General features: G+C 68.7%; 21 protein-coding genes. 9 read left to right on the top strand and 12 right to left on the bottom strand.

Features of this window, described 5'->3' with window-relative positions:
• Positions 1–50 precede the first annotated feature (50 nt).
• On the top strand, positions 51–422 hold the full coding sequence (locus HNQ58_RS09650; protein WP_183948711.1) for a nuclear transport factor 2 family protein: 372 nt from the start codon (positions 51–53) through the stop codon (positions 420–422).
• A gap of 70 nt (positions 423–492) precedes the next feature.
• Here HNQ58_RS09650 and HNQ58_RS09645 read toward each other — a convergent pair whose 3' ends face one another.
• The 3 genes from HNQ58_RS09645 to HNQ58_RS09635 all read right to left on the bottom strand — a co-directional run bounded on the left by HNQ58_RS09645 (position 493) and on the right by HNQ58_RS09635 (position 3,132).
• Complete coding sequence (locus HNQ58_RS09645) at positions 493–702, bottom strand: cold-shock protein (protein ID WP_183948710.1); 210 nt, start codon at positions 700–702, stop codon at positions 493–495.
• Between the two features lie 287 nt (positions 703–989).
• Positions 990–1,199 carry a cold-shock protein gene (locus HNQ58_RS09640; protein ID WP_183948709.1) on the bottom strand — a complete coding sequence of 70 codons (210 nt, stop codon included), beginning with the start codon at positions 1,197–1,199 and terminating at the stop codon, positions 990–992.
• A gap of 451 nt (positions 1,200–1,650) precedes the next feature.
• On the bottom strand, positions 1,651–3,132 hold the full coding sequence (locus HNQ58_RS09635; RefSeq protein ID WP_183948708.1) for a S10 family peptidase: 1,482 nt from the start codon (positions 3,130–3,132) through the stop codon (positions 1,651–1,653).
• Between the two features lie 162 nt (positions 3,133–3,294).
• Here HNQ58_RS09635 and HNQ58_RS09630 point away from each other — a divergent pair, with 162 nt between their 5' ends.
• From HNQ58_RS09630 to HNQ58_RS09615, 4 genes are all read left to right on the top strand, one after another.
• Entirely contained in the window at positions 3,295–4,161 is an 867-nt protein-coding gene (locus HNQ58_RS09630) for a DMT family transporter (protein ID WP_183948707.1), read from the top strand.
• A gap of 561 nt (positions 4,162–4,722) precedes the next feature.
• Entirely contained in the window at positions 4,723–6,078 is a 1,356-nt protein-coding gene (locus HNQ58_RS09625; protein ID WP_183948706.1) for an NTP/NDP exchange transporter, read from the top strand.
• Positions 6,079–6,088: 10 nt separating this feature from the next.
• Positions 6,089–7,240 (top strand): Rossmann-fold NAD(P)-binding domain-containing protein, encoded by a 1,152-nt coding sequence (locus HNQ58_RS09620; protein WP_183948705.1) that lies wholly within the window; start codon positions 6,089–6,091, stop codon positions 7,238–7,240.
• Positions 7,241–7,353: 113 nt separating this feature from the next.
• The gene (locus HNQ58_RS09615; RefSeq protein WP_221301244.1) at positions 7,354–8,556 is read left to right on the top strand and encodes a PQQ-dependent sugar dehydrogenase; all 1,203 of its coding nucleotides are present in this window, start codon (positions 7,354–7,356) and stop codon (positions 8,554–8,556) included.
• Between the two features lie 80 nt (positions 8,557–8,636).
• Here HNQ58_RS09615 and HNQ58_RS09610 read toward each other — a convergent pair whose 3' ends face one another.
• From HNQ58_RS09610 to HNQ58_RS09580, 7 genes are all read right to left on the bottom strand, one after another.
• Positions 8,637–9,398 (bottom strand): slipin family protein, encoded by a 762-nt coding sequence (locus HNQ58_RS09610; protein ID WP_183948704.1) that lies wholly within the window; start codon positions 9,396–9,398, stop codon positions 8,637–8,639.
• 31 nt (positions 9,399–9,429) lie between these two features.
• Positions 9,430–10,818, bottom strand: a complete 1,389-nt coding sequence (locus HNQ58_RS09605; RefSeq protein ID WP_183948703.1) for an NfeD family protein — start codon at positions 10,816–10,818, stop codon at positions 9,430–9,432.
• Positions 10,819–10,924: 106 nt separating this feature from the next.
• Positions 10,925–12,061 (bottom strand): cyclopropane fatty acyl phospholipid synthase, encoded by a 1,137-nt coding sequence (gene cfa, locus HNQ58_RS09600; protein WP_183948702.1) that lies wholly within the window; start codon positions 12,059–12,061, stop codon positions 10,925–10,927.
• A 281-nt stretch (positions 12,062–12,342) separates the two neighbouring features.
• The gene (locus HNQ58_RS09595; RefSeq protein WP_183948701.1) at positions 12,343–14,232 is read right to left on the bottom strand and encodes an ATP-binding cassette domain-containing protein; all 1,890 of its coding nucleotides are present in this window, start codon (positions 14,230–14,232) and stop codon (positions 12,343–12,345) included.
• Between the two features lie 160 nt (positions 14,233–14,392).
• Positions 14,393–15,058 (bottom strand): hypothetical protein, encoded by a 666-nt coding sequence (locus tag HNQ58_RS09590; RefSeq protein ID WP_183948700.1) that lies wholly within the window; start codon positions 15,056–15,058, stop codon positions 14,393–14,395.
• Positions 15,055–15,813, bottom strand: a complete 759-nt coding sequence (locus HNQ58_RS09585; RefSeq protein ID WP_183948699.1) for a hypothetical protein — start codon at positions 15,811–15,813, stop codon at positions 15,055–15,057. The genes HNQ58_RS09590 and HNQ58_RS09585 overlap by 4 nt, the downstream gene beginning before the upstream one ends.
• A 535-nt stretch (positions 15,814–16,348) precedes the next feature.
• Complete coding sequence (locus tag HNQ58_RS09580) at positions 16,349–17,863, bottom strand: FumA C-terminus/TtdB family hydratase beta subunit (protein WP_183948698.1); 1,515 nt, start codon at positions 17,861–17,863, stop codon at positions 16,349–16,351.
• A gap of 71 nt (positions 17,864–17,934) precedes the next feature.
• Here HNQ58_RS09580 and HNQ58_RS09575 point away from each other — a divergent pair, with 71 nt between their 5' ends.
• From HNQ58_RS09575 to HNQ58_RS09560, 4 genes are all read left to right on the top strand, one after another.
• Entirely contained in the window at positions 17,935–18,432 is a 498-nt protein-coding gene (locus HNQ58_RS09575) for a DUF456 domain-containing protein (protein WP_183948697.1), read from the top strand.
• Between the two features lie 112 nt (positions 18,433–18,544).
• Complete coding sequence (locus tag HNQ58_RS09570; protein WP_183948696.1) at positions 18,545–21,376, top strand: PAS domain-containing protein; 2,832 nt, start codon at positions 18,545–18,547, stop codon at positions 21,374–21,376.
• A gap of 170 nt (positions 21,377–21,546) precedes the next feature.
• Positions 21,547–22,800 carry an EAL domain-containing response regulator gene (locus HNQ58_RS09565; RefSeq protein WP_183948695.1) on the top strand — a complete coding sequence of 418 codons (1,254 nt, stop codon included), beginning with the start codon at positions 21,547–21,549 and terminating at the stop codon, positions 22,798–22,800.
• 131 nt (positions 22,801–22,931) lie between these two features.
• A complete protein-coding gene (locus tag HNQ58_RS09560; protein WP_183948694.1) occupies positions 22,932–23,588 on the top strand; it encodes a YceH family protein in 657 nt (218 codons plus the stop codon).
• Between the two features lie 73 nt (positions 23,589–23,661).
• Here the strand turns inward: HNQ58_RS09560 and HNQ58_RS09555 are convergent, their stop codons facing one another.
• Positions 23,662–24,717: a 2-oxoacid:ferredoxin oxidoreductase subunit beta gene (locus HNQ58_RS09555; protein ID WP_183948693.1), complete on the bottom strand. Its 1,056-nt coding sequence runs from the start codon at positions 24,715–24,717 to the stop codon at positions 23,662–23,664.
• Position 24,718: 1 nt separating this feature from the next.
• Positions 24,719–26,557, bottom strand: coding sequence for a 2-oxoacid:acceptor oxidoreductase subunit alpha (locus HNQ58_RS09550; RefSeq protein WP_183948692.1), 1,839 nt, complete (start codon positions 26,555–26,557; stop codon positions 24,719–24,721).
• Positions 26,558–26,578 lie beyond the last annotated feature (21 nt).

Raw genomic sequence — 26,578 nt, 5'->3', positions numbered from 1 at the left:
CGGGGTCGCCCGGCTGGACAGCCCTCCCCCGCCGCCTGCAGGCTTGGGGCATGAACGAGCCGCTCGAAAGCTTCTGCGACCGTTGGCTGGCCAGCTGGACCGGCGGCGACCCCGACCGTCTGCTGGCCTTTTACGCGCACGATGCGGTCTATATCGACCCGGCCTGGCCGGATGGCCTGCGCGGCCACGCCGCCCTGCACGGTTATCTGAGCCGGTTGCTGCGTCTGTATCCGGACTGGGTGTGGCGGCGCGAAGCGCTCCATCCCGTCCCCGGCGGCTTCATCCTGCGCTGGCGCGCGCGCCTGCACCCGGACAGCACGCACGAGGCGCGCGGCATGGATCTGATCGAGCTCGAAGGCGGCCTGATCGTCCGCAACGAGGTCTATTTCGACCCCCGGCACCTGTTCGGCGCCTTGCGCTGACTTGCGGACAAGAAAAAACCCCGGCCGCTGGCGCGGCCGGGGCTTGGCGGTACCGCCATGGGCGCTGGACTTACAGCGCCTGCACCTCGTCGGCCTGCAGGCCCTTCTGGCCCTGCACCACCTTGAAGCTGACCTTCTGGCCTTCCTTGAGCGACTTGAACCCGGTGCCCTGGATGGCGCGGAAGTGGACGAACACGTCATCGCCGTTGTCGCGGCTGATGAAGCCGAAACCCTTGGCGTCGTTGAACCACTTGACGGTGCCGATCTGACGATCCGACATGGACGAACTCCTTGCAACAGTTGGATTGAAACCCGGCGGGCCCCTCGCCCGCACGGTGCCGCTTGCCAAGGAGAAGCGATGTCTCGATGTAGCGGATCGCTCGGATCTGCCGCATCGGGCCACGATTCACAGTGACCCAAGCAAGCACAGCGCGCCCGATACTAACCCGCTTTTTTTACGATTGCGAGCAGGGCGGAAAACGGATCCGGCCACCGGGCCGGCAACCTCCGGAAAACGAAAACCCCGGCCTGGGCCGGGGTTTTCGGGCAACACCTGGACGGCTCGCCTTACAGCGGCTGCACCTGGTCGGCCTGCAGGCCCTTCGGGCCCTGGGTGACGGTGAAGCTGACCTTCTGGCCTTCCTGCAGCGACTTGAAGCCGGTGCCCTGGATGGCGCGGAAGTGGACGAACAGGTCCTCGCCCTCGGCGCGGCTGATGAAGCCGAAGCCCTTGGCGTCGTTGAACCACTTGACGGTGCCGGTCTGACGATCGGACATGGCTAACTCCTTGAAACCAGAAATGTGAAAGAAAACCCGACGCGCCTCATGGCGTCGCCGGTACTGGGTATGCAAGGAGAAAGACAGCGAATGAAACGCGATGAAGCCGATCGTTTGGATCTTCCGCATCGGGCCACGGTTCACAGTGACCCCGCAAACACAGTGCGCGCATGGTACGCGGATTTTCCGGCAAAAGCCAATGCGGTGATTCCTGCCGTTCAGGAACCTCTGAACAAGTTCAGAGGTTCCGCGCGCCAAGGATGGCGCGCCCGCGGATCAAGCGCGCAAGTGCTTGATCCGGCGGAGCCGAGTCCGGACATGCGCCGGACTCGGCGAGTCTGAAGCCCGCAGGGCTCGTAGCCGCGCAGCGGCCGAACAAGTCCAGGATGGACTTGTTCAGACCTTCCTTCAGCTCAGGGCCGGCGACGACCGGCCCGGAGCGGCGGCGGCCTCAGCGCCCGATGAAGGCCGCCAGCTCGCGCTTGAGCTTCTCCAGCGATTCGGGGTGGCTGTACATCATGTGTCCGGCCTCGTAATAGCTCATCGTGACGTTGCCGCGCAGCGCCGGCTCCAGACCGAGGTGGTCGAAGGTGTACTCGGTGGCGAAGAACGGCGTGGCCAGATCGTAATAGCCGTTGGCGACGTGCACCTTGAGGTGCGGGTTCCTGCTCATCGCGCGGCGCAGGTTCTCGCCGACGTTGACGAAACTGCCGCCGTTGGCCTGGCCCCAGTTCCAGCGCTGGTTGACCTGGCCGCTGAGGATCTCGTACTTGCGCGCGTCCTCGAACTTGAGCTCACGGCGGACGTAGTCGTTCAGCGCCGCGGTGTACGGACCGAGGATGGCGGTATAGCTCGGGTCGTGTTCGAAACGCTCGCCGGCGGCGTCGGCGTCGATACCGACATAGCGGCTGTCGAGACGGCCCACGGTGCGGCGCTGGTCGCGCAGCAGTTCCTTGGTGAAGCGGAAGATGTTCACCCGCAGGTTGGCGTTGCGCACGAACTGCTCGCTCACGCCCATGTAGCGCGCCAGCTTTGCCGCCACCGCCTGCTCCTGCGCCGCCGGCAGGCGCGCGCCGAGCATCAGCGCCTGCGCGTACTCGGTCTCGGCGAAACGGCGCACTTCCTCCAGGAACGGCTCCAGCGCCGGCTTGGGCTGGATCTTGCCGTGGTACCACGCGGTCGCCGCGTAGGTCGGCAGGAAGGTGATGTACGGCAGGTCGTTGCCGGGGTCGAAGCGCGCGGTCTGGAAGTTGAGGATCGAGGACACCAGAATCACGCCGTTGAAGAACATGCCCTCGGCGTCCTGCAGATAGTCGACCAGGCCGGCGGCGCGGGTGGTGCCGTAGCTCTCGCCGGCCAGGTACTTGGGGCTGTTCCAGCGACCGTTCTCCACCGTCCAGCGGCGGATGAACTCGGCTACCGAGCGCACGTCCTCGGTCACGCCATGGAACTCCTCGGCCTTGGCCTCGCCGGCCGGACGGCTGTAGCCGGTGCCGACCGGATCGATGAACACCAGATCGGTCACGTCGAGCAGGCTGTGCTCGTTGTCGACGAACCCGTAAGGCGGCGGCGCCGGCTGCACGGCATCGGCGAAATCGACCCGGCGCGGGCCGAAGGTGCCCAGGTGCAGCCACACCGAGGACGAACCCGGGCCGCCGTTGAAGGTGAAGGTCACCGGCCGCTTGCTGCGGTCGGCCACGCCATCGCGGGTATAGGCGATGTAGAACAGCTCGGCACGCGGCTTGCCGTCGTCGGTCTTGAGCACGAGGGTGCCCGCGGTCGCAGTGTAGGCGACGCGCTGGCCGCCGATGTTGACCGTTCCCTTCGTGCTGCTGCTTCGCGGCTCGACCGCCGGTCTGTCGGCCGGCTTGTCCGCCGCCACCGCGGCGCCGAGGATGGCGAACGCGGCGAGCCCCAGAATCCAATGACGCATGGTCCTTACCTCATGTTTGCGCGCTGACGGGCTTGGCCGCGGAGCGGCCAACCGGTCGAGCGTACCCGAGTGGCGGGCGGGGTCGCCCCCTGCCGGAAGTCCTGCCCCTTCCCTCGGCGCGGTGACGGCGGCAGGCTGTGGTGCTCACCCGCGCACCGCCCGATGACCGCCAGCCTCCCGCCGATCCGCGTGCTCGCCCTGACCGCGCTCGCCCTGTGCGCCTTCGCGGCCAACTCGCTGCTGTGCCGCTGGGCGCTGGCCGATCCGCGCATCGACGCCGTCAGCTTCACCAGCGTGCGCCTGCTGACCGGCGCGTTGTCCCTGTGGCTGCTGCTGGGCTGGCTCGGCGGCGAGCGCCCGCCGCCGCGCCCGGGCCGACGCTGGTTGCCGGCGGCAATGCTGTTCGCCTACGCCATCGCCTTCTCGCTCGCCTACCTGAGCCTGAGCGCCGGCACCGGCGCGCTGATCCTGTTCGGCTGCGTGCAACTCACCATGCTGCTGGCCGGACTGCGCGGCGGCGAGCGGCCGTCGCCTCGGCAATGGACGGGACTGCTGCTCGCCTTCGCCGGACTGGCGTGGCTGGTGGCCCCCGGCGTCACCGCGCCTTCGCCATCCGGCGCCGCGCTGATGGCGATCGCCGGCATCGCCTGGGGCGTGTATTCGCTGCTCGGTCGCGGCGCGGAAAACCCGGCCTTGACCACCGCGCGCAACTTCGTCCGCGCGGTGCCGTTTGCGCTGGCGGCCAGCCTGCTGGCGCTGCCGCATGTTTCGATCAGTCCGCAGGGGTTGCTGCTGGCGACGTTGTCCGGTGCGCTGGCCTCCGGGTTGGGCTACATCGTCTGGTACGCCGCCCTGCCCTCGCTCACCGCCACGCGTGCCGCCAGCGTGCAGCTCGCCGTGCCGGTGCTGACCGCCGTCGCCGGCGTCGCCCTGCTCGGCGAACCGCTCACTCCACGCCTGATCGCCGCCGGCGGCGTCATCCTCGGCGGCATCGCGCTGGCGGTTTTCGGAAGTGCGCCGCAGCGATGAAGCCGCGACAGCGCATCGCGCCCCCTCAGGAGCAGCGTGAACCGCGACCGGGAGCGCGGAGGAGTGAGTGATGGGGAGTGAGAAACGAGGGAAAGCGTCGGCACGTCGAAACCCGGTCTTCTCCCTCCCCTCACTTCTCTTCACCCGTTTCCCGCCTCTGTGGCCGCCCGCAGCGCCGCCAGGCGCGCCGCGCGCGATGGCGCAGAAGCGGCCGATCACCAGCCTGTCGCCGACGAAGGGAAACAGGCAGCACACGTTGCACTCGAAGTTTTCCGCGCCCTCGGGATCGCCGTGAGGTGTACTCGCCGGTCTCGATCCGCGGACCTGCGGGAAACCTGGCATCGGATGCGGGTCGGTCGGGTCGGGACCGGATGGCATGGATGTCCTCGTGCGCGGCGGCTGCGATCGCCCGAGTCTCGCCGGCAGGAAGCCGATGCCACCTCCGGTCGCACGATCCGAACGGCAGAGCGCATTGTCCGTACCGCGACCAACCCCTGACTTTCAGCCTGTGCCAGCACCCGCGCTCCCTGACAGACTCTCCTGATCCGCCAAGGACCGCCCATGAGCCGTTCCAACGCCTCGCCGCACGACGCGCCTCCCAGCCTGTGGCGCCAGTTCCTGCAGGTGCGCCGCGAGGAGCGCGCGCCGCTGGCGCTGGCCTTCGCCTACTTCTTCTTCGTCTTCGCCAGCTACTACATCCTGCGTCCGATCCGTGACGCGCTGGGTGTGGCCGGCGGCGTGGACAACCTGCCCTGGCTGTTCACCGGCACGCTGCTGGCGACGCTGCTGGTCACCCCGCTGTTCTCGGCGCTGGTGGCAAAGCTGCCGCGCAGGCGCTTCGTCGCCTGGGCCTACCGGGTGCTGATGCTGTGCCTGCTCGGCTTCTGGGCGGCGCTGACCGGGCTGTCGGAGGAAGCCCAGGTCTGGGTCGGGCGCGGTTTCTTCATCTGGGTCAGCGTGTTCAATCTGTTCGTGGTCTCGCTGTTCTGGGCGGTGATGGCCGACTGCTTCCGCGGCGATCAGGCCAAGCGGCTGTTCGCGATGATCGCCGCCGGCGGCACCGTGGGTGGCCTGGTCGGCGGCGCCATCACCCGCGGCCTGGTCGATCTGCTGGGCACCGCCGCGCTGCTGCTGGTGTCGATCGCGCTGCTCGAAGCCGGCCTGCGCTGCATGTATGCGCTGAGCCGACGCGTCGCCACCGCCTCCAGCGAGCAGGCGAAGGCCGACAGCGAAGTGATCGGCGGCAAGCTCACCGCCGGCTACACGAGCGTACTCAAGTCGCCCTACCTGCTCGGCGTGTGCGGCTACATGCTGCTTTACACGCTGGGCTCGACCTTCCTGTACTTCCTGCAGGCCGAGATCGTCGCCGGGGCATTCGCCGACCGCGAAAGCCGGGTCGCCTACTTCGCCCAGGTCGACATGCTGGTGAACGCGCTGACGCTGTTCATCCAGCTCGGCCTGGCCGCGCACATCGTGCGCCGCCTCGGCGTGGGCTGGACGCTGGCATTGCTTCCGCTGGTGTCGATCGTCGGTTTCACTGCGCTCGGCCTGGCGCCGGTGGTGTTCGGCGTGCTGGTGTTCCAGGTGGCGCGCCGCACCGCCAACTTCGCCCTTGCCCGGCCGGCCCGCGAGATGCTCTACGTGCCGCTCTCGCGCGAGGACAAATACAAGGCCAAGAACTTCATCGACGTGTTCGTCTACCGTGCCGGCGACCAGATCGGTGCCTGGTCGAGCGCGGCGATCGGCGCGCTCGGCCTCGGCATCGCCGGCCTGGCCTGGGCCGCCGCCCCGCTCTCCGCCGTCTGGCTGCTGCTCGCCCTGTGGCTGGGCAGGCGCCAGGCGACCCTGCAGAAAACCGCCGACGACAGCGCGGCCAGCGTGCGAACCACCCCCTCCACCGCTGCATCGCCTTCCTGAGGAAGCTTCGATGTCCACCACCCGTAGAGACATGCTCAAGCTCGGCGCGCTGGCCGGCGCCGTCGGCCTGGTCGCTAAATCCGGCCTGCTGTCCGCCGCCGACGTACCGGTCGCACGCGCCGCAAAACCGCTGCGCATCCTGATCCTCGGCGGCACCGGTTTCACCGGCCCGCACCAGGTGCGCTACGCGCTGGCGCGCGGCCACAGGATCACGCTGTTCAATCGTGGCCGCCGCCCGCAGGACTGGCCGGCCGGGGTCGAGGAACTCACCGGCGACCGCGAGACCGGCGACCTCGCCGCGCTCGCCGGCCGCGAATGGGACGTGTGCATCGACAACCCGACCAGCGTGCCGCATTGGGTGCGCGATGTCGGCGAGGTGCTGCAGGGCAAGGTCGGCCACTACATTTTCATCTCGACGCTGTCGGTGTACGCGGACAGCGCCACGCCGGGCCAGGACGAGGACGCCCCGCTCGCGCGGTACACCGGCGCGGACATCATGAAGGAAACCCGCGAGACGCTGCGCGCGAACATGGCGCTGTACGGCCCGATGAAGGCCGCCTGCGAGGCCGAGGCCGAAAAATGGTTCCCCGGCATCACCACCATCATCCGCCCCGGCCTGATCGTCGGCCCGGGCGACGAGACCGACCGCTTCAGCTACTGGCCGCTGCGCATCGCCCGCGGCGGCGACGTGCTCGCTCCGGGCGACGGCAGCGACCCGACCCAGATCATCGACGCCCGCGATCTGGCCGAGTGGACCATCCGCGTGGCCGAATCGCGTACGCTCGGCAAGTTCAACGCGATGGGCCCGAACTACGCGATGAGCATGGCGGCGATGCTGCACGGCATCCAGGCCGTCACCACGGCCGGTGCGCGCCTGCACTGGGTGCCGGTGGAGTTCCTGCGCGAACACGATGTCTCGCCGTGGGGCGACATGCCGGCCTGGGTGCCGGGCAGCGGCGAGACCGCCGGCTTCGCCCGCCATCGCAACGACCGTGCCATCGCCGCCGGGCTGAGCTTCCGGCCGTTGGCGACCACGGCCGCCGACACGCTCGAGTGGTTCGCCACCCTGCCGGCCGAGCGGCAGGCGCAGTTGCGCGCCGGCATCGAGCCCGAACGCGAGGCCGAGGTGCTCAAGGCCTGGCGGGCGCAGCGGCAAGGCTGACGGCCCAAGGGCCGGGGCCGGTCCATGACGGGCGCCATCGCCTCGCATCCACGCCGCTTGAATGGCGCCGATGCGAGAATCCCCCCACATCGCAAAGCCATCCGGAGAAGACCATGACCCGCACGCCGCTCGTTCTCACCCTCGCCATGGCCCTGTCGCTCACGGCCTGCGGAACGCAGGAATCCACCGCCGACGGCGCTGCCGCCACGCCCACCGCCAGCGCGGTGGACGAGTCCGCGCGGCCGGCCGCGCTCGCGGTTTCCAGCGAAATCGGCGAGCTGGAACTGACGACGGTGGTCACCGGCCTGGCCTTCCCCTGGGGGCTGGCCTTCCTGCCCGACGGCCGCATGCTGGTCACCGAGCGCATCGGCCAGCTCCGCATCGCCACCGCCGACGGCACGCTGTCGGCGCCGCTCGCCGGCGTGCCGGCGGTGGTGGCCGAGGGCCAGGGCGGCCTGCTCGACGTGGCGCTGTCGCCCGACTTCGGCAACGACGGCCTGGTTTACCTGAGCTACGCCGAACCGGGCGAAGGCGCGCTGGCCGGCACCGCCGTCGCCCGCGGCCGCCTGCAGGGCGAGGCGCTGGTCGACGTCGAGGTGATCTTCCGCCAGGAACCCAAGCTGGAAACCCGCCACCACTTCGGCTCGCGGCTGGTGTTCGACCGCGACGGCCACCTGTTCATCACCATGGGCGATCGCGGTGTCCGACCGACCGCACAGGATCCGAGCAGCCACATGGGCACCGTCGCGCGCGTGTTTCCCGACGGCCGCGTGCCCGCGGACAACCCCTTCGTCGGCCGTGACGATGCCCAGCCGCAGACCTGGTCGTACGGCCACCGCAACCAGCAGGGCGCGGCGCTCAACCCCTGGACCGGGGCGCTGTGGACGCACGAGCACGGCCCGCGCGGTGGCGATGAGATCAACATCCCGCAGCCCGGCCGCAACTATGGCTGGCCGATCGTGACCCACGGGATCAACTACGACGGCACGCCGATTCCCGAGGCGGTCGGCAGGGAGAAGGAAGGCATGGAGCCGCCGCACCACGTCTGGGAGGTGTCACCCGGCGTCAGCGGCATGGCCTTCTACGACCACGCGCGCGTGCCGGGCTGGCAGCGCAGCCTGTTCATCGGTGCCCTGGCGACCCGCGAGCTGATCCGCCTGCAACTCGACGGCGATGCGATCGTCCACGAGGAACGCCTGCTCGGCGATCTGAGGGAGCGCATCCGCGACGTGCGGGTCGGTCCGGACGGCGCTCTCTACCTGCTCACCGACCACCCCGAGGGCCGTATCCTGCGGCTGGCGCCGGCCGGCGGCTGAGCCGCGCCGGGGATCGCCGGAACGACGAAGGCCGGGCATCGCGCCCGGCCCTCGCTTCTCGCGGCCCTGATGCAGGCGCGTCAGGCCTTGTTCTTCTCGGCCAGGTCGAGGAACGGCCTCACCAGGTCCATCGGCAGCGGGAAGATCACCGTCGAATTCTTCTCGCTGGCGATCTCGGTCAGCGTCTGCAGGTAGCGCAGCTGGATGGCGCGGGAATCGGCACCCAGCAGCTTGGCCGCTTCCACCAGCATTTCCGCCGCCTGCCGCTCGCCCTCGGCATGGATGACCTTGGCGCGGCGCTGGCGCTCGGCCTCGGCCTGGCGGGCGATGGCACGCACCATGGTCTCGTTGATGTCGACATGCTTGATCTCGACGTTGGAGACCTTGATGCCCCAGGCGTCGGTCTGCGAGTCGAGGATCTGCTGGATGTCGTCGTTGAGCTTTTCACGCTCGCTGAGCATCTCGTCGAGATCGTGCTGGCCCAGTACCGAGCGCAACGTGGTCTGGGCCAGCTGGCTGGTGGCGTCGAAATAGCGTTCGACGTTGATGATCGCCTTCTGCGGGTCGATCACGCGGAAATACAGGACCGCGTTGACCTTCACCGAGACGTTGTCCTTCGAGATCAGGTCCTGTTCCGGCACGTCCATCACGATGGTGCGCAGGTCGACGCGCTCCATGGTCTGGATCACCGGGATCAGGATGATCAGGCCGGGCCCCTTGACCTTCCAGAACCGTCCGAGCTGGAACACCACGCCGCGCTCGTACTCGCGCAGCACCCGTACCGCGCTGGCGAACAGCGCCACGACGACGAGGATCAGAGGCAGGAACAGCGTGAAATCCATGGCGATTCTCCCGGTTTGAGGATCATTCGTGTCAGTCGATGGGAACCACGCGCAACGTCAGCCCGTCCACCGCGACCACACGCACCGCCTGGCCGCGACGGACCGGCTGCGCGCACTCGGCCTGCCAGTTCTCGCCGCGCACATGCACCCAGCCGCGTCCCTGGAAGTCGCGCACCACCACGGCGGTGGCGCCCAGCAGCTCGTTGGTTCCGGTGACCACCGGCCGATGGCGGGCGCGCAGCGCCAGCCACAGCACGCCGAGGAACGCCAGCCCGCTGGTCGCGCCGATGCCGAGGATCATGCGCCCGGGCACACCGAAACCTGGCACGTCCGTGTCGAACAGCATCACCGATCCGGCGACCAGCGCGATCAGGCCGCCTATGCCCAACACGCCGAAACTCGGCATGAACATCTCTGCGGTCATCAGCGCCACGCCCAGCACGATGAGCGCCACGCCGGCGTAGTTCACCGGCAGCACCTGCAGCGCGTACAGCGCCAGCAACAGGCTGATCGCGCCGATCACCCCGGGCACCAGTGCACCCGGGTTGTAGCCCTCGAAGACCAGGCCGTACAGGCCGACCAGCAGGAGCAGATAGGCCACCGAGGGCTCGGTGATCACCGACAGCAGCCGGCTGCGCCAGTCCGGCACGACAGTGGTGATGCGCGCATCGGCCGTGGCCAGTACCGTTTCGGTCTCGCCCAGCTTCACCGTCCGTCCGTCCGCCTGCCTGAGCAGGTCGTCGATGCCGGCGGCGATGATTTCGATGACGCCCTGCTCCAGCGCCTGGCTGGCCGTGAGCGTGGCCGCCTCGCGCACGGCGGCCTCGGCGAAGTCGGCATTGCGGCCACGCAGTTCGGCCAGGCTGCGGAGATAGGCGACCGCGTCATTGGTGACCTTGGCCGCCATCGCCTGGCCCGCTGCCGGCTTGCCGCTCCGGCCCCGGTCCGGCCCATCCTCCCGGTCTTCTCCGTCCTGCCGTTCCTCGGCCGGGCGGTCGCGGCCGACCGGCGGTCCGCCGCCGCCGATCGATACCGGCGTGGCCGCGCCCAGCGAGGTGGCCGGCGCCATCGCCGCCAGATGGCTGGCATAGAGGATGTAAGTGCCGGCGCTGGCCGCGCGCGCGCCTTCCGGCGCCACATACACGATCACCGGCACGGTCGAGGCGAGGATGGCGAGATTGATATCGCGCGTGGCGGCATCCAGCCCGCCGGGCGTGTCCATGCGCAGCACGACGGCGCGCGCGCCCTCCTCGCCTGCCCGGCGAATCCCGCGTTGCAGATAGTCGCTGGTGGCGGGGCCGATGCCACCCTTGACGTCGAGCAGCAGCACTTCGCCGCCGGCCGCAGGCTGCCCTGCCAGCCATGCCGGCAGCAGGGCCATCAGCAGCGCCAATGCGAACATCCGACAGGATCGTCTCATGGACACACTCTCGGTGATGCGGCGTGAACTGCGCGTGTCCTGCGAGTTAACACCCATCGTTGCAAGGCTGCAAGGAATCACCCCCTCGCCGCTGCGGAACGGGACGCTAGCGTGCCGCGACATAGCCGCCGGCGACCCCTTCCGGCGACAGTGCAAGCTGCCAAAGCTGCCCGCGCCGGCAACGGAACAGCGCCATCGCCGAGGCCAGGTAATAGCGCCACATGCGCCGGAAGCGCTCGTCGTAGCGCGGCGGCAGGCGGTCCCAGGCGGCTTCGATGTTGGCCCGCCAGGCTTGCAGGGTGCGGTCGTAGTCTGGGCCGAAGTTGTGCCAGTCCTCGATCACGAAGCGCCCTTCCACCGCACGCGCGATCTGCGCGGCCGAGGGCAGCATCGAGTTCGGGAAGATGTAGCGCGCGATCCAGGGATCGGTATGGCGGGTGGACCGCTCGGTGCCGATCGTGTGCAGCAGGAACAGCCCGTCCGGCGGCAGGCAACGACGAACCACATCGAAGTAGGTGACGTAGTTGCGCACGCCGACGTGCTCGAACATGCCGATCGAGAATGCCCGGTCGAAACGCCCGCTCACCTCGCGGTAGTCGCACAGCAGGATCTCGACCGGCAGGCCGTCGCAAAGACGGCGCGCATACTCGGCCTGTTCGCGCGAGACCGTGACGCCGACGCCGGAGACGCCGTAACGCTCGGCGGCGAACTTCAGTGCCTCGCCCCAGCCGCAACCGATGTCGAGCACGCGCATGCCGGGCTCGAGCAGCAGCTTGCGGCACACCAGGTCGAGCTTGGCCTCCTGCGCGGCATCGAGGTCGCGCGCCTGGCGCCAGTAGCCGCAGCTGTAGACCAGCCGGCGCCCCAGCATGGCCTGGTACAGCTCGTTGCCGAGATCGTAGTGGCGCCGGCCGACCTCGAAACTGCGACGACGCGACTGCAGATTGAGCAGCCGGGCCCGGATCGCGGCCCACAGGGTGGGCAGGTCGGGCGCACGCTCGTCGATGCGCGACTTGAGCAGCCGGTACAGCAGCCCGTCGAGATCGTCTGTCTCCCACCAGCCGTCCATGTAGGACTCGCCCAGGCCGAGCGACCCCTGCGCGAGCACGCGGGCGAAGAATCGCCGGTCGAGTATGCGGAAGTCCCAGGCACGCGCACCGTCCAGCCGCACGTCGGCCGGCGCGAGCAGCCCGGCCACCCGCCGCGCCAGCGGCCCGTCGAGGGTATCCCTGCCTGCATCCATCGCACGACCTCCTCCGCGTGAGCGGAACGAGCGGGTGACCCGATTATCGCCACGGCCCGACTGCCCGCCAAACCGGGCGCCCGGCGTCACCGCGGTGCACTGCACGGAGAGGGTGTCGCCCGCCCGACCGGCGGCCCCTGCCAAGGTCCTTGCCCGCCCCAGCGCAGACGCCGGGAAAAGCGTCCATAGCCAGGATCCCGCACGGCAGTCGTTGCGGCGCCCACGGCCCGGGCGCACCGGCCGGACACGGAAGCGGTTCCAGACACCGGAGCTGCGGAGGTTCAGCCGCCCTCCAGCGCCTCCCAGCGCGCATAGGCCGCATCCAGCTCGGCCTGCAAACGCGCCACCTCGGCGTTGTGCGCGGCGATGGCGGCGCCGTCACGCTGGTAGAAGGCCGGGTCGCTCATCCGCGCGGTGAGTGCGGCGAGACGGGCTTCGAGCGTTTCGATGCGTGCCGGCAACTGCTCCAGTTCGCGGGCGTCCTTGTAGCTGAGCTTGCGCTTCGCGGGTGCTGGAGCCGCGGAGGGTTCGGCCGGCTTCGCGGCGGGCTTGGGATCCGGCTTCTTCGCCTGCGCCGACGATGGCACCGGCCGCTGGCGCAGCCAGTCGCTGTAGCCGCCGACGTACTCGCCAACACGGCCGTCGCCTTCCATCACCAGCGTGCTGGTCACCACATTGTCGAGAAAATCGCGGTCGTGGCTGACCAGCAGCAGCGTGCCCGGATACTCGGCCAGCCACTCCTCCAGCAGCTCCAGTGTCTCGACGTCGAGATCGTTGGTCGGCTCGTCCATCACCAGCAGGTTCGAGGGCTGCGCGAACAGCTTGGCGAGCAGCAGGCGGTTGCGCTCGCCGCCGGACAGCCGGGTGATCGGTGCGCGGGCGCGTTCGGGGCTGAACAGGAAATCCTGCAGGTAGCCGAGCACGTGTTTGCGCTGGCCGCCCACCTCGATGAACTCGCGGCCCTCGGCGACGTTGTCCAGCGCGTTCCAGTCCTCGCGCAGCGCGGCCCGGTGCTGGTCGAAGTAGGCGATCTGCAACTGCGTGCCGTGCTTGACGCGGCCGGCCTGCGGCGCCAGCTCGCCGAGCAGCAGCTTGAGCAGGGTGGTCTTGCCCGAGCCGTTGGGACCAAGCAGACCGACGCGGTCGCCGCGCATGATCACCGTGGAAAAATCGCGCACGATCGGCTGGCCATCCCAGCCGTACGACAGGCCTTCGGCCTCGATCACCTTGCGGCCGGATGCGCCGGCCTCGGCCAGCGCCAGCTTGACGCTGCCGGCCTGTTCACGGCGCTTCGCACGCTCGGCACGCATCGCCTTGAGCCGGCGCACGCGGCCCTCGTCGCGGGTGCGGCGGGCCTTGATGCCCTGCCGTATCCACGCCTCCTCCTGCGCCAGCCGCTTGTCGAAGCGGGCGTTCTCCTGCGCCTCGGCGTTCAGGCGCTCCTCGCGGCGACGCAGGTAGTTGTCCCAGTCACCCGGCCAGCTCGTGACCCGGCCGCGGTCGATCTCGACGATGCGGGTGGCTAGCGAACGCAGGAAGCGGCGGTCGTGGGTGACGAACACCAGCGTGCCGGCAAAGCCGCGCAGGAACTCCTCCAGCCAGTCGATCGAGGCGATGTCCAGGTGGTTGGTCGGCTCGTCGAGCAGCAGCACGTCCGGCGCCGCGGCCAGCGCCTGCGCCAGCAGCACGCGGCGTTTCATGCCGCCGGAGAGCGCGGCGAAATCGGCGTCCTCGGGCAAGTCGAGCCGGGTCAGCACCTGTGCGATGCGCTGGTCGATCGACCAGCCCTGCGCATCCTCGATGCGCGCCTGCACCGCTGCCAGCGCCTTCGTGTCCACCTGCCCTGCCGGCGCGTGGCTGAGACGATGGAACTCGGCCAGGTCGGCGCCGAGCCGGCCCAGGCCGCTGGCGACCACGTCGAACACGCTGCCGCTCGCGCCCTGCGGCACCTCCTGCTGCAAGCGTGCGACGCGCACGCCGGACTGCAGGCGGATCTCGCCATCATCGGGCCGGATCTCACCCGAGAGCAGGCGCAGCAGCGTGGACTTGCCGGCGCCATTGCGCCCGATCAGGGCGATGCGCTCGCCCGGCTCGATGGCCAGCTCGACATTTTCGAGCAGCAGCGGGCCGCCGACGCCGTAGTCGACGCTGTGGAGGGTGATCAGGGGCATGCGCGTATTTTACGCAGCCCGACGGTCCGCGTGCTCCGATGGCTTCATCGGCAGCATTCCGACCCTCGTCCGCAGGAAGCAGGAACGATGGTGGCCGAAGCAGCCCCAGCAGCACTGCCAAGGGCACGGAACCAGCTTGCGTTCGAAGACCGGTCAATCGCTAAGGCCGGGAGATTTCAAGAGTCTTGGGCGCGTACGCCTTCACTTCGACGGTGAACTTGCCATCGTCCCGGAGAACAAGGCGCTGGGTAGTTTCCGTTCCGTCGGAGTAGGCTCCCATGACAGCGCCCGTACTCCAGACAGTGGTCCAGCGATTTCCGCTCACGAGCTGCATTTGGCTGTTCAGCCATTGCCGGTCTGGGCGCAGCAGCAGGTAGCTTGCGCCGGCCTGCCTGTCGTTGACGAAGGTGGTGAGCGTGAAACGCCCATTGCGAGACGTGAAGCTGTCGAAACCATGTCGATCGAGTGTTCCGAAACCGCCATCGAGTATCTCCACGGCTGCGGCCAGCGCGCTGTCGCGATCGGCGAACAGCACAACTTCGATGCTGAACGGCGGTTCGCGATCACCGAGCTGAAACAGGACCACCGGTTCCGCCTCGCCATCCTCGCCGGTCAGACATTGCGCCAGCGCACGGAAATCGACCCTTCCGACCCGGCCTTTGGCATCGGCCGCGATCAGCGGCTGCGGCTGGACCTGCGACAGATCCGGCGCACACCCCCCCGTCGGCCGATAGGGAAGCGGCCCGCCCTCGGGGCGGGCCGGGCTTCCGCTACAGCCGGCGACCATGACCAATGCGGCCGCGACCCCAACGCGCAGCGACTTCATTGGACGCTGCCGAACTGCTTGGCCAGCGTTTCAGCCACGGTCTCGAAGGCCAAGCGAAGACCATCGACCGTCATCGGACCCGCCGCCTTCATGTCATCGAAGTCGGGGTAGCGATGAGTCGGATCAGGATTGAGCACGATGCCGGCACTGTTGCCCGGAAACACGTTGTTGTAGACGACGTGATCGGAGAACAGCACCTGCTTACCGTCCTTGGTTACCAGCTGTGCGAAGACGATGGCCGTCGGACGGTATGGTGCGCCGTCGCTGGAGCCGGCAGCAGCGTAACCGACGAAGCCGAAGTTCAGGTCGAGCTGCGCATCCGCATCATCGATCGGAGTGTATGCCTTGCGCAAACCGGTTGCGGATCGCTTCGCCTTGGCCCCGTTCTCGACCACCTGCCCGGGCCACACCAGCTCGAATCCACGCCGAGCCATCGCCTCCGTGAAAGCTTGCTGGAAGACTTCGATGTGGTCGAAGTTCCGGGCAGTCACCTGTTCCCGCAACCAGTTGCGTTTGGGGACCCGGTTCGCCTCGGCGATCGCAGCACCGACCAGGCCGAAGCTGTACCCAGGGTTGTTCACGATCAGCAGGTCGATCTCCGACTCGCGCATCGGCAGAACCGCAATGCGCTTGATTTCCGGATTGGCGGCTGCATTGAATGCCCGACTTTCGGGCATGGTCACGCAGCCGGTGAGCGACGCGACAGAAACGAGCAGGAATGCCGCCAACGCGGCACGGTGCAGGATGAGTTGCATCAGTAGCCCCTGAGTGTGTTCGATGTCGCTTACACGGCCCGCCCCCGCAGGACCGCCCCCCTCAGCCTCGGCTGAACGGATGGCGGGACAATCATGCAAGAATCGCCGGGCGATGCAAGCCCATCGCAACCCGCAAGCCCCGGGACACCCAAAGGCGCTCAAGATTCCAGGGGGCCCGACGATGCCAAGATTCCGGGGTGCGCAGTCTAGGCTGAACGCCGGCCACGTGACGTGTCGATTCTGCGCGGGCAAAGCCCCTCTCCTTGTGAGGAAGGAGCGATGATTGCGATCTGCCGGTGGCGGATCGCATCGCACCGATGGCCATCGCGCCAGGCGCGGCTGGTGGTTCTTGGCACAGTGCAAGCTGTGCCTGGAACGGGATCCGGGGTGAGGGTACGGCGAAGCGACGTGCCTCGAAACGCCATCGACAAGGAGCGCCTTCCAGCCGCCGCCCGGGCACCACTCGGGCAGTTCACCGCTCTGGTTTCACCGCACCCTCACCCCTCTCCCGGCGGGAGAGGGGTTTGAACGCGGGCTACTCGACGACGACGGGAATCTTGCCGATCTTCGCCTGCCACTGACGCGGACCGGTCTGGTGGACCGATTCGCCGGTCGAGTCCACGGCGACGGTGACCGGCATGTCCTTGACCTCGAACTCGTAGATCGCCTCCATGCCCAGGTCCTCGAAGCCGACCACCTTGGCCGACTTGATCGCTTTGGAGACGAGGTAGGCCGCGCCGCCGACCGCCATCAGATAGACCGAGCGATGCCGCTTGATCGCCTCGATCGCGGCCGGGCCGCGCTCGGCCTTGCCGATCATGCCGAGCAGGCCGGTCGCGCCGAGCACCCGGTCGGTGAACTTGTCCATGCGGGTGGCGGTGGTCGGGCCGGCCGGGCCGACGACCTCGTCGCGCACCGGATCGACCGGGCCGACGTAGTAGATGAAGCGGCCGCGGAAATCGACCGGGAGCGGCTCGCCGCGGTCGAGCATGTCGACCATGCGCTTGTGGGCGGCGTCGCGGCCGGTGAGGATCCGGCCGTTGAGCAGCAGCACCTCGCCCGGCTTCCAGCTCGCCACCTCGTCGCGGGTGACGGTGGACAGATCCACGCGTCGTCCCTTGGAAGCGTCGTAGGTCAGCGTGGGCCAGTCCTCCAGCGAGGGCGGGTCGAGCTGCACCGGGCCGCTGCCGTCGAGCACGAAGTGGGCATGGCGGGTCGCGGCGCAGTTGGGGATCATCGCCACCGGCAGGTTGGCGGCGTGGGTCGGGTAATCCCTGATCTTGACGTCGAGCACGGTGGTCAGACCGCCCAGGCCCTGCGCGCCGATGCCCAGGGCATTGACCTTCTCGTACAGCTCAAGGCGCAGCTCCTCGATGCGGCTGGACGGGCCGCGCGCGATCAGCTCCTGGATGTCGATCGGCTCCATCAGCGCCTCCTTGGCCAGCAGCATGGCCTTCTCGGCGGTGCCGCCGATGCCGATGCCGAGCATGCCCGGCGGACACCAGCCGGCGCCCATGGTCGGCACGGTCTTGAGCACCCAGTCGACGATCGAGTCGGAGGGGTTGAGCATGACGAACTTGCTCTTGGCCTCGGAGCCGCCGCCCTTGGCGGCGACGATCACGTCCACCGTGTTGCCCGGCACCACCGTCATGTTGACGACGGCCGGGGTGTTGTCGCGGGTGTTCAGGCGCTTGCCGGCCGGATCCATCAGCACCGAGGCGCGCAGCTTGTTGTCGGGATGGTTGTAGGCGCGGCGCACGCCCTCGTTGACCATGTCCTCGACGCTCATCGTCGCGTCCCAGCGCACGTCCATGCCGATCTTCAGGAACACCGTCACGATGCCGGTGTCCTGGCAGATCGGGCGGTGCCCTTCGGCACACATGCGCGAGTTGATCAGGATCTGCGCCATCGCGTCGCGGGCCGCCGGGGATTCCTCGCGCTCGTAGGCGGCGGCGAGGTTCTTGATGTAGTCGACCGGGTGGTAGTAGCTGATGTACTGCAGGGCGTCGGCGACGCTCTGGATGAAATCGTCCTGTCTGATCGTGGTCACGGCGGCCGGAAGGGTGGCGGGAGGGAAAGTCCGCTATTTTAGGGCTTCCCGCCACGGCCTGCCCCTGCCCCATGGATTGGACCGTTCTGTGGTACGTGCTCGCCGCCGTGCTCATCGTGCTGGGCTTGGTCGGCACCGTGCTGCCGGCCCTGCCCGGCCTGCCGGTGATGTTCGCCGGCATGTGGGTGGCCGCCTGGGCCGGCGGCTTCGAACGCATCGGCGCCTGGACGCTGGGCCTGCTGGGCATGCTGACGCTGCTTTCGGTACTGATCGACCTGCTGGCGTCGGTACTCGGCGCGCAGCGCGTCGGCGCCAGCCGCTACGGCCTCGGCGGCGCCGCACTGGGCGCGCTGGTCGGCCTGCTGTTCGGTCTGCCCGGCCTGCTGCTCGGCCCTTTCGTCGGCGCGACGCTCGGCGAGCTGCTGCAGGTGCGCGACCTGCGGCGCGCCGGCCGCATCGGCGCGGCCACCTGGATCGGGATGGTGGTCGGCGCGGCGCTCAAGCTCGCCCTGGCCTTCATGATGCTCGGCATCTTCGTGCTGGCGCTGCTGCTGGGCCAATCGGCCTGAATCACGGCTTGCACGACGCCGGCCGGCGCGTGACAGTTGCACATGCGGAAACCCGGCCGGACGGCCGACAGGCCGCCGGTTTACCCGGATTGCGCATCACACAGGAGGAGTGATGGTGGACGAGGCACGCGAGCACGCCGACGGCCGGTTTGACGGGGAGCAAGCCCTCTCGCTGGCGATGCTGCTGGACAACCTGCCGGGAATGGCCTACCGCTGCCTGCAGGACGCGCACTGGACCATGCGCCTGGTCAGCGCGGGCGCCGTCGAGCTGACCGGCTACGCGCCGGAGGATCTGATCGACAACCGGCGCATCGCCTACGTCGACCTCATCCATCCCGACGACCGCGCGCGTGTCGACGCCATCGTGCGGCGCGCCGTCGAGGGTGGCCAGCGCTTCCAGGCCACCTACCGGCTGCGCGCGGCGGACGGCACGGAGAAATGGGTCTGGGAGCAGGGCAAGGCGGTGGGCCTGGAAGATGGCACGGCCGTCATCGAGGGCTACGTCACCGACATCACCTCCCAGCGCCGCACCGAGGAAGCCCTGCGTGCCAGCGAGTCGCGCTTGCGCATGATCCTCGCGAGCGAACCCGAATGCGTGAAGGTGGTGTCCGCCGATGGCCGCTTGCTGGAGATGAACCCCGCCGGCCTGCGCATGCTGGAAGCCGACGAAGCCTCGCAGGTGCTGGAGCGCCCGATCTCCGGCCTGCTGCACCCGGACGACCTCGACGCCTACCTGCGTCTGCACCGGGCCGTCTGCCAGGGCGGCCAGGGCGAGCTGCAGTTCCGCATCATCGGCCTGAAAGGCACGATCCGCTGGGTCGAAACCCATTCGGTGCCATTGCGCGATGCCAGTGGCGCGATCACGTCGGTGCTCAGCATCACCCGCGACATCAGCGAACGCCGTCGCAACGAGAAGCAGCGGGCGATCGAGCGGCATGTGCTCGAAATGGTGTCCGCCGGCGCCCCGCTGGCTGGCATCCTCGACACCATCGCCCGCGGCCTCGAGGAGATCATGCCCACCGCGCGCGCATCGATCCTGCTGCTGGATGCGGAAGGCAATCATCTGCGCCATGGCGCCGCGCCCAGCCTGCCCGCCGAGTACAACCGCGCCATCGACGGCGCCCCGATCGGCCCGTCGGCCGGCTCTTGCGGCACCGCCGCCTGGCGGCGCGCGCCGGTCGTGGTCGCCGATATCCTCACCGACCCGCTCTGGGCCGATTATCGGCATCTGGCCGAATCGCACGGGTTGCGTGCCTGCTGGTCGGTGCCGGTGATGGACCGGAGCGGCAATGTGCTGGCGACCGTGGCCGTCTACCACGACCACCCACGCGCCCCCGAACCGCAGGACATGGAACTGGTGTCGCAGGTGTCGCACCTGATCGGCATCGCCGTCGAGCACGACCGCAAGGAACAGGCGCTGCGGGCCAGCGAGGAGCGCTTCCGCTACGTCGCCCAGGCCACCGCCGACGCGATCTGGGACTGGGACCTGGGCACCGACACGATATGGTGGAGCAGCGGCATGCGCACGCTGTTCGGCCATGACCTGGCCACGCTGGAGCCCGACTTCACCTCATGGACCAGCCGCATCCACCCCGAGGACAAGGACGCCGCGCTCGGAAGCATCAAAGACGCCATCGCCGGCAATGCCAGGCAGTGGGAGGCGAGCTACCGCTTCCTGCGCAGCGACGGCAGCTACGCCACGGTCATCGACCGCGGCTTCGTCATCCGCGATGCGCAGGGCACGGCGATCCGCATGGTCGGCGGCATGACCGATGTCACCGAGCGCCTCGCGCTGGAGGAGCGATTGCGCCAGGCGCAGCGGATGGAGTCGGTCGGCCAGCTCACCGGCGGCGTGGCACACGACTTCAACAACCTGCTGACCGTGATCCTGGGCAATGCCGAACTGCTGAGCGACGAACTGGCGGCCGATGCGCGCCAGCGCATGCTGGCGGAGATGATCGCCAGCGCCGCGCAACGCGGCGCCGAACTCACCCAGCGCCTGCTCGCCTTCGCGCGCCGGCAGACACTGGAGCCCAGGATCACCGACATCAACCGTTTGGTGGCCGGGATGGACGGCCTGCTGCGCCGCGCGCTCGGCGAGCAGGTCGAGATCGAGGTGATCCGCGGCGCCGGCCTGTGGCCCGCGCTGGTCGATGCCGGCCAGCTCGAGAACGCGCTGCTGAACCTGTGCCTGAACGCCCGCGATGCGATGCCCCAGGGCGGGCGCCTGACCATCGAGACCGCCAACGCCCACCTCACCCACGACTATGCCTCGCAGTACCCCGAGCTGCGGCCCGGCCAGTATGTGATGCTGGCTGTCTCCGACACCGGGACGGGCATCGCCCCCGAGCATCTGCAACGGGTGTTCGAACCGTTCTTCACCACCAAGGAAAAGGGCAAGGGCACCGGCCTGGGCCTGTCGATGGTGTACGGCTTCGTCAAGCAGACCGGCGGGCATGTGAACATCTACTCCGAGCCCGGCCAGGGCACGACGGTGCGCATGTACCTGCCGCGCTCGACCGGCGCCGTCCAGACCGAGCACAGCGAACGCGTACCCCCGGATACACACAGTGGCTCGGCGACGATCCTGCTGGTCGAGGACGACGAGCTGGTCCGCCGCTACGCCCAGGACCAGTTGACCTCGCTGGGCTACGCCGTCATCGCGGCGGAAAACGGCGCGCTCGCGCTGGACATCCTGCGTGAGCGTCCGGACATCGACCTGCTGTTCACCGACGTGGTCATGCCCGGCGGCATGAGCGGACGCCAGCTCGCCGACGCGGCCCGCGAGTTGTGCCCGTCGATCAAGGTGCTCTACACCTCCGGCTACACCGAGAACGCGATCGTCCACCACGGCCGCCTCGATCCCGGCGTCGAACTGCTCGGCAAGCCCTACCGGCGCTCCGACCTGGCGCGCAAGATCCGCGAGGTGCTCGACGAAAAATGAGCAGACGTTCACAACAAGCCGATCGCGCTTGTCGTGAAGAATGCCGCGATTGAGCTACAGTCCCGAGGATGGTCCCGATGATGGTCCCGATGATGCCGGCCGCGCGCCGCCCCGGTCGGCCGGCGGCGACGGCCCGCGCCGTGGCACGCCACAGGTGAGGAATCCGCCCCATGCCGCAGCGCCGCCTGCTCGTCCTCGACGATGACCCGCTGATCGGCCGCACGATCCAGTTCATCGCGCAGGGCGTCGGACTGGCGGCACGCTACACCCACGATCCCGGCGAGTTCTTTGCCGTCCTTGCCGAATGGGAGCCGACCCACGTCGCCCTGGATCTGGTCATGCCGGGGATGGACGGCGTCGAGGTGCTGGTGCAACTGGCCCAGCGCAACTGCCGCGCCCGCATCATCATCACCAGCGGCATGGGCGGGCGGGTGCTGGATGCTGCCGGACGTTCGGGGGTCGAACATGGCCTGGACATCCTCGGCGTGTTGCCCAAGCCTTTTTCCGCCTCCATGCTGCGCGCACTGCTCGATCAGGCGCCGGGCACCGCCATGGCCGAGCTGCCCGCACTGGCCCGGGGCAACCCCATCGACGGCGCGTACTCACGCCCGACAGGCGAGATCAGCGCCGAGGCGATGTCCCGCGCACTGGAGGATCGGCAGTTCAGCGTCGTCTACCAACCGAAAGTCGTCTGCGATGGCGGCATGCTGGCGGGCTTCGAGGTGCTGGCGCGCTGGCATCACCCGACGCTGGGAGAAATTCCGCCGGACCGTTTCATTGCCGTCGCCGAACGCCACGACCTGATCGACGAACTCACCGCGCAGGTGCTCGACCAGTCCCTGCAATGGTTCGCCCGGCATGCACCGGAAAGCCGGCCGCCCGCTCTCGGCGACCCGGTCACGCTCTCCGTCAACCTCTCCGCCCGCTCGCTGCGCAGCCACCAACTGGTGGAAACACTGACCAGCCGCTGCCAGGCGCACGGCGTGGATCCCTCCCGGATCGTTCTGGAATTGACCGAAACCAGCGCGATGGAGGATCCGGTCGCCTCGCTGGACATGCTCACCCGGCTGCGAATGAAGGGCTTCAATCTCTCTCTGGACGACTTCGGCACCGGCTATTCGTCGATGCTGCAACTGGTGCGCCTGCCGTTCTCCGAGATCAAGATCGACAAGTCCTTCGTCATGGAAGCCACCCGATCAGGCGAGGCGCGCAGCGTGATCCGCTCCATCGTCGATCTCGGGCACAGTCTGGGACTGCAAGTCACCGCCGAGGGCGTGGAAACCGCCGAGACCCTGCATTACCTGCAGGACACCCGCTGCGATCTGGCCCAGGGTTTCCACATCGCCCGGCCGATGCCTGGCGAGCGTGCGTTGCTGTGGCTGCAGCGGCATACGGAAAAATTCGCCAACCCGTCCCGCGGCTGATCTCCGCCCTCCAGCGTATGCCCGCATGCGCGGGGCCGTCGACCGCCCGCATCGACCTGCGCCGGCGCCATCGCAGGGCGTGACATCCGGGGATCGGGCATGATGGCGCTCCCGCCTCCACCCCGCCCGCCATGTCCGAAGACAGCATTGCCCTCCCCGACCCGCTCGATCCCGTCGAAGCGCGCCTGCTCGGCTGCCTGATCGAGAAGGAAGCCACCACGCCCGACGCCTACCCGCTGACCGTCAACGCGACCGTGCTTGCCGCCAACCAGAAGACCAACCGCGAACCGGTGATGGCGCTGGAGCCGGGCGAGGTCGGCCATGCCTTGCGCCGGATGGAGCGCAAGGGCCTGGTGCGCGCCGTCGACGGCGGCCGTGCCACCCGTTACGAGCACTGCGCGGCACGCGCCTGGTCGCTGACCACCCGTCAGCAGGCACTGCTCGCGCTGTTGCTGCTGCGCGGCCCGCAGACCGCCGGCGAGCTGTTGCTGCGCAGCGAACGGCTGGCCAGCTTCACCGATCTGGACGAGGTTCGCCACACGCTGGATCGGCTGATGCAGCGCAGCCCCGCGCTGGTCGTCAACCTCGGCCGCGCACCGGGCCAGCGCGAAGATCGCTACATGCACCTGCTGTGCGGGCCGGTGTCGGCCGAGCTGCTCGGCCGCCGCGACGAGGAGGCCGCCGGCAGTGACGGCGCGCTGGCCGAGCGGGTGGCGATGCTGGAGACGGCACTGGAGGCGCTGCGGGCCGAGGTTGCAACACTGCGGGCGCGACTGGGCGCTGACTGAGCCGCGTCTTCGATCATGACCGTGGTCGCGCCGCTCTCGCCGGACAGCGTCGGCCGCGACACCGGAACATCGGTCAGCGCAAGCCGGCATTGATCTTCGCCAGCGCCGCCTGGCCAGGGCACAGTTCGGCTTCGCCCAGGTGGTTGAGCGGCGTGTCCACGGTCCGCAGATGGGCATGCAGGTCCTCGGCCTCCGGGTCGACATACAGCAGGCCGGTCACGACCTCGCCGCGCGCCTGGTGCTGCTGGACGTAGTTCATCGCCGCGATGCGGTCGCGCGGGTCGTAGTCGGGATCGAGCTTGCGCAAACGCAGCACGCGACCGTCGTGCTGCTCGATGTCGATGGTTTCGCCTGCACCGTACTGCACTTCGATCCGCGCCCGCGGCGGGATCAGGTCGAGCCGGTTCACCGCATCGTTGTGCTCGCGCACATAGTCGTAGCTCTTGGTGCTGCCGGGATGGTTGTTGAAGGCCACGCAGGGACTGATGACATCGAGGAAGGCCGCACCGCGATGGCCCAGCGCTGCCTTGATCAGCGGCACCAGTTGCTGCTTGTCGCCGGAAAAGCTGCGGGCGACGAAGCTGGCACCGAGCTGCAGCGCCAGACCCACCATGTCGAGCGGGCTGTCGGTGTTCTCGACGCCGCGCTTGGAGGTCGAGCCGCGGTCGGCGGTGGCCGAGAACTGGCCCTTGGTCAGGCCGTAGACGCCGTTGTTCTCGACGATGTAGACCATGTTCACGCCGCGCCGCAGGCAGTGCGCGAACTGGCCCAGGCCGATCGAGGCCGAGTCGCCGTCGCCGGACACGCCCAGATAGATCAGCTCACGGTTGGCCAGGTTGGCGCCGGTGAGCACGCTCGGCATGCGCCCGTGCACGGTGTTGAAGCCGTGCGACTGGCCCAGGAAGTAGTCCGGCGTCTTCGAGCTGCAACCGATGCCGGAGAGCTTGGCGACCCGGTGCGGGGCGATGTCCAGTTCCCAGCAGGCCTGAATGATGGCGGCCGAGATCGAGTCGTGGCCGCAACCGGCGCACAGCGTCGAGATCTTGCCCTCGTAGTCGCGCCGGGTGTAGCCGAGCGCGTTGCAGGCCAGGGTCGGGTGATGCAGCTTGGGCTTGGCGATCCAGGTCATGTCAGGCCACCTCCTGCTTGCCGGACGTCGGCTGGCGCAGCCGCACCCGCTCGCCGATGGCGCGGGCGATGAAGCGTGCGGTGATCGGCGTGCCGTCGTAATGCAGCACCGGCTGCAGCCGCGCCGGGTCGAGGCCGAACTCGTTCACCAGCAGGCTGCGCATCTGTGCGTCGCGGTTCTGCTCGACCACGAACACGACCTCGTGCGACTCGATGAACTCGCGTACCGCATCGGGGAATGGAAACGCGCGCAGGCGCAGCGCGTCGATGGCGACGCCCTCGCCGGCCAGCATCGCCAGTGCCTCGTCCATGGCCGGCGCGGTGGAGCCGAAGTAGATGGCACCGAAGCGTGTCGGCACGGTGGCGCGACGCAGCACCGGCGGCGGGACCAGAGTCTTGGCGGTTTCCCATTTCCGCAGCAGCCGCTGCATGTTGTAGACGTAGTCCGGACCGCGCTCGGAATAGCGCGCATACGCGTCCTTGGTGGTGCCGCGGGTGAAGAAGCTGCCGCGGGTGGGATGGGTGCCGGGCCAGGTGCGGTAGGGGATGCCGTCGCCATCGACATCGAGATAGCGGCCGAACTCGCAGCCGGCGTCCAGTTCCTCGGCGCCCATCACCTTGCCGCGGTCGTAGCGTCGCGCGTCATCCCAGGCGAAAGGTGCGCACAGGCGCTGGTTCATGCCGATGTCGAGGTCGGTCATGACGAACACCGGCGTCTGCAGCCGGTCGGCCAGGTCCAGCGCCGCCGCCGCATGCTCGAAGCACTCGTGCGGATCCTCCGGGAACAGCAGGACATGCCGGGTGTCGCCATGCGAGGCAAAGGCGCAGGACAGGAGGTCGGCCTGCTGGGTGCGCGTGGGCATGCCGGTGGACGGGCCGCCGCGCTGCACGTCGATGATCGTCACCGGAATCTCGGCCATGTAGGCCAGGCCGATGAACTCGGTCATCAGCGACACGCCAGGGCCGGAAGTGGCGGTGAAGGCGCGCGTGCCGTTCCAGCCGGCGCCGACCACCATGCCGATCGAGGCGATCTCGTCCTCGGCCTGGATGATGGCGTAGCGATGTTTGCCGCTGTCCGGATCGACGCGGTATTTCTGGCAGTACTTCTGGAACGCCTCGGCCAGCGACGAGGACGGGGTGATCGGATACCAGGCGCAGACCGTGGCGCCGCCATAGACACAACCGAGCGCGGCGGCGCTGTTGCCGTCGACGAAGATGCGGTCGCCGACCCGGTCGCTGCGGCGCACGCGCAAGCCGATCGGATGCGCGAGATGCTTCTCCACGTACTCGCGTCCGAGCTGCAGCGCCTTCGCATTGGCGTCGACCAGCTTTTCCTTGCCGCGGAACTGCTCGCCGAACAGCTTGCGGATCTCGTCGGGGTCGATCTCCAGCAGTACCGACAGCGCGCCGACGTACATGATGTTCTTGAACAGCTGGCGCTGACGGGCGTCGTCGTAGGTCGCGTTGCAGATCTCGGTCAGCGGCACGCCGATGGCGTGGACGTCGTCGCGGAACTTCGACGCCGGCAGCGGCTTGCTGCTGTCGTACAGCAGGTAGCCGCCCGGCTCGATTTCGGCGAGGTCGGCGTCCCAGGTCTGCGGATTCATCGCCACCATCAGATCGACGCCGCCACGCCTGCCCAGCCAGCCGGCCTCGCACACCCGCACCTCGTACCAGGTCGGAAGGCCCTGGATGTTCGACGGAAAGATGTTGCGCGGGCTGACCGGAACACCCATGCGGAGGATCGCCTTGGCGAACAGTTCGTTGGCCGAGGCCGAGCCGGAGCCGTTGACGTTGGCGAACTTCACCACGAAGTCGTTGACGGCTTGGATGCGGGTCATGGTGTCAGCCCCCAGCGCCGT

It is taken from the genome of Rehaibacterium terrae (genome assembly GCF_014202935.1).
In the GTDB taxonomy this organism is placed as follows: Bacteria; Pseudomonadota; Gammaproteobacteria; order Xanthomonadales; family Xanthomonadaceae; genus Rehaibacterium; species Rehaibacterium terrae.
This window is presented reverse-complemented; position numbering and strand designations above follow the sequence as displayed.

Coding starts and splice junctions, on each gene's coding strand:
- HNQ58_RS09650 (WP_183948711.1), top strand. CDS start 51: ATGAACGAGCCGCTCGAAAGCTTCTGCGACCGTTGGCTGGCCAGCTGG.
- HNQ58_RS09645 (WP_183948710.1), bottom strand. CDS start 702: ATGTCGGATCGTCAGATCGGCACCGTCAAGTGGTTCAACGACGCCAAG.
- HNQ58_RS09640 (WP_183948709.1), bottom strand. CDS start 1,199: ATGTCCGATCGTCAGACCGGCACCGTCAAGTGGTTCAACGACGCCAAG.
- HNQ58_RS09635 (WP_183948708.1), bottom strand. CDS start 3,132: ATGCGTCATTGGATTCTGGGGCTCGCCGCGTTCGCCATCCTCGGCGCC.
- HNQ58_RS09630 (WP_183948707.1), top strand. CDS start 3,295: ATGACCGCCAGCCTCCCGCCGATCCGCGTGCTCGCCCTGACCGCGCTC.
- HNQ58_RS09625 (WP_183948706.1), top strand. CDS start 4,723: ATGAGCCGTTCCAACGCCTCGCCGCACGACGCGCCTCCCAGCCTGTGG.
- HNQ58_RS09620 (WP_183948705.1), top strand. CDS start 6,089: ATGTCCACCACCCGTAGAGACATGCTCAAGCTCGGCGCGCTGGCCGGC.
- HNQ58_RS09615 (WP_221301244.1), top strand. CDS start 7,354: ATGACCCGCACGCCGCTCGTTCTCACCCTCGCCATGGCCCTGTCGCTC.
- HNQ58_RS09610 (WP_183948704.1), bottom strand. CDS start 9,398: ATGGATTTCACGCTGTTCCTGCCTCTGATCCTCGTCGTCGTGGCGCTG.
- HNQ58_RS09605 (WP_183948703.1), bottom strand. CDS start 10,818: ATGAGACGATCCTGTCGGATGTTCGCATTGGCGCTGCTGATGGCCCTG.
- cfa (WP_183948702.1), bottom strand. CDS start 12,061: ATGGATGCAGGCAGGGATACCCTCGACGGGCCGCTGGCGCGGCGGGTG.
- HNQ58_RS09595 (WP_183948701.1), bottom strand. CDS start 14,232: ATGCCCCTGATCACCCTCCACAGCGTCGACTACGGCGTCGGCGGCCCG.
- HNQ58_RS09590 (WP_183948700.1), bottom strand. CDS start 15,058: ATGAAGTCGCTGCGCGTTGGGGTCGCGGCCGCATTGGTCATGGTCGCC.
- HNQ58_RS09585 (WP_183948699.1), bottom strand. CDS start 15,813: ATGCAACTCATCCTGCACCGTGCCGCGTTGGCGGCATTCCTGCTCGTT.
- HNQ58_RS09575 (WP_183948697.1), top strand. CDS start 17,935: ATGGATTGGACCGTTCTGTGGTACGTGCTCGCCGCCGTGCTCATCGTG.
- HNQ58_RS09570 (WP_183948696.1), top strand. CDS start 18,545: ATGGTGGACGAGGCACGCGAGCACGCCGACGGCCGGTTTGACGGGGAG.
- HNQ58_RS09565 (WP_183948695.1), top strand. CDS start 21,547: ATGCCGCAGCGCCGCCTGCTCGTCCTCGACGATGACCCGCTGATCGGC.
- HNQ58_RS09560 (WP_183948694.1), top strand. CDS start 22,932: ATGTCCGAAGACAGCATTGCCCTCCCCGACCCGCTCGATCCCGTCGAA.
- HNQ58_RS09555 (WP_183948693.1), bottom strand. CDS start 24,717: ATGACCTGGATCGCCAAGCCCAAGCTGCATCACCCGACCCTGGCCTGC.
- HNQ58_RS09550 (WP_183948692.1), bottom strand. CDS start 26,557: ATGACCCGCATCCAAGCCGTCAACGACTTCGTGGTGAAGTTCGCCAAC.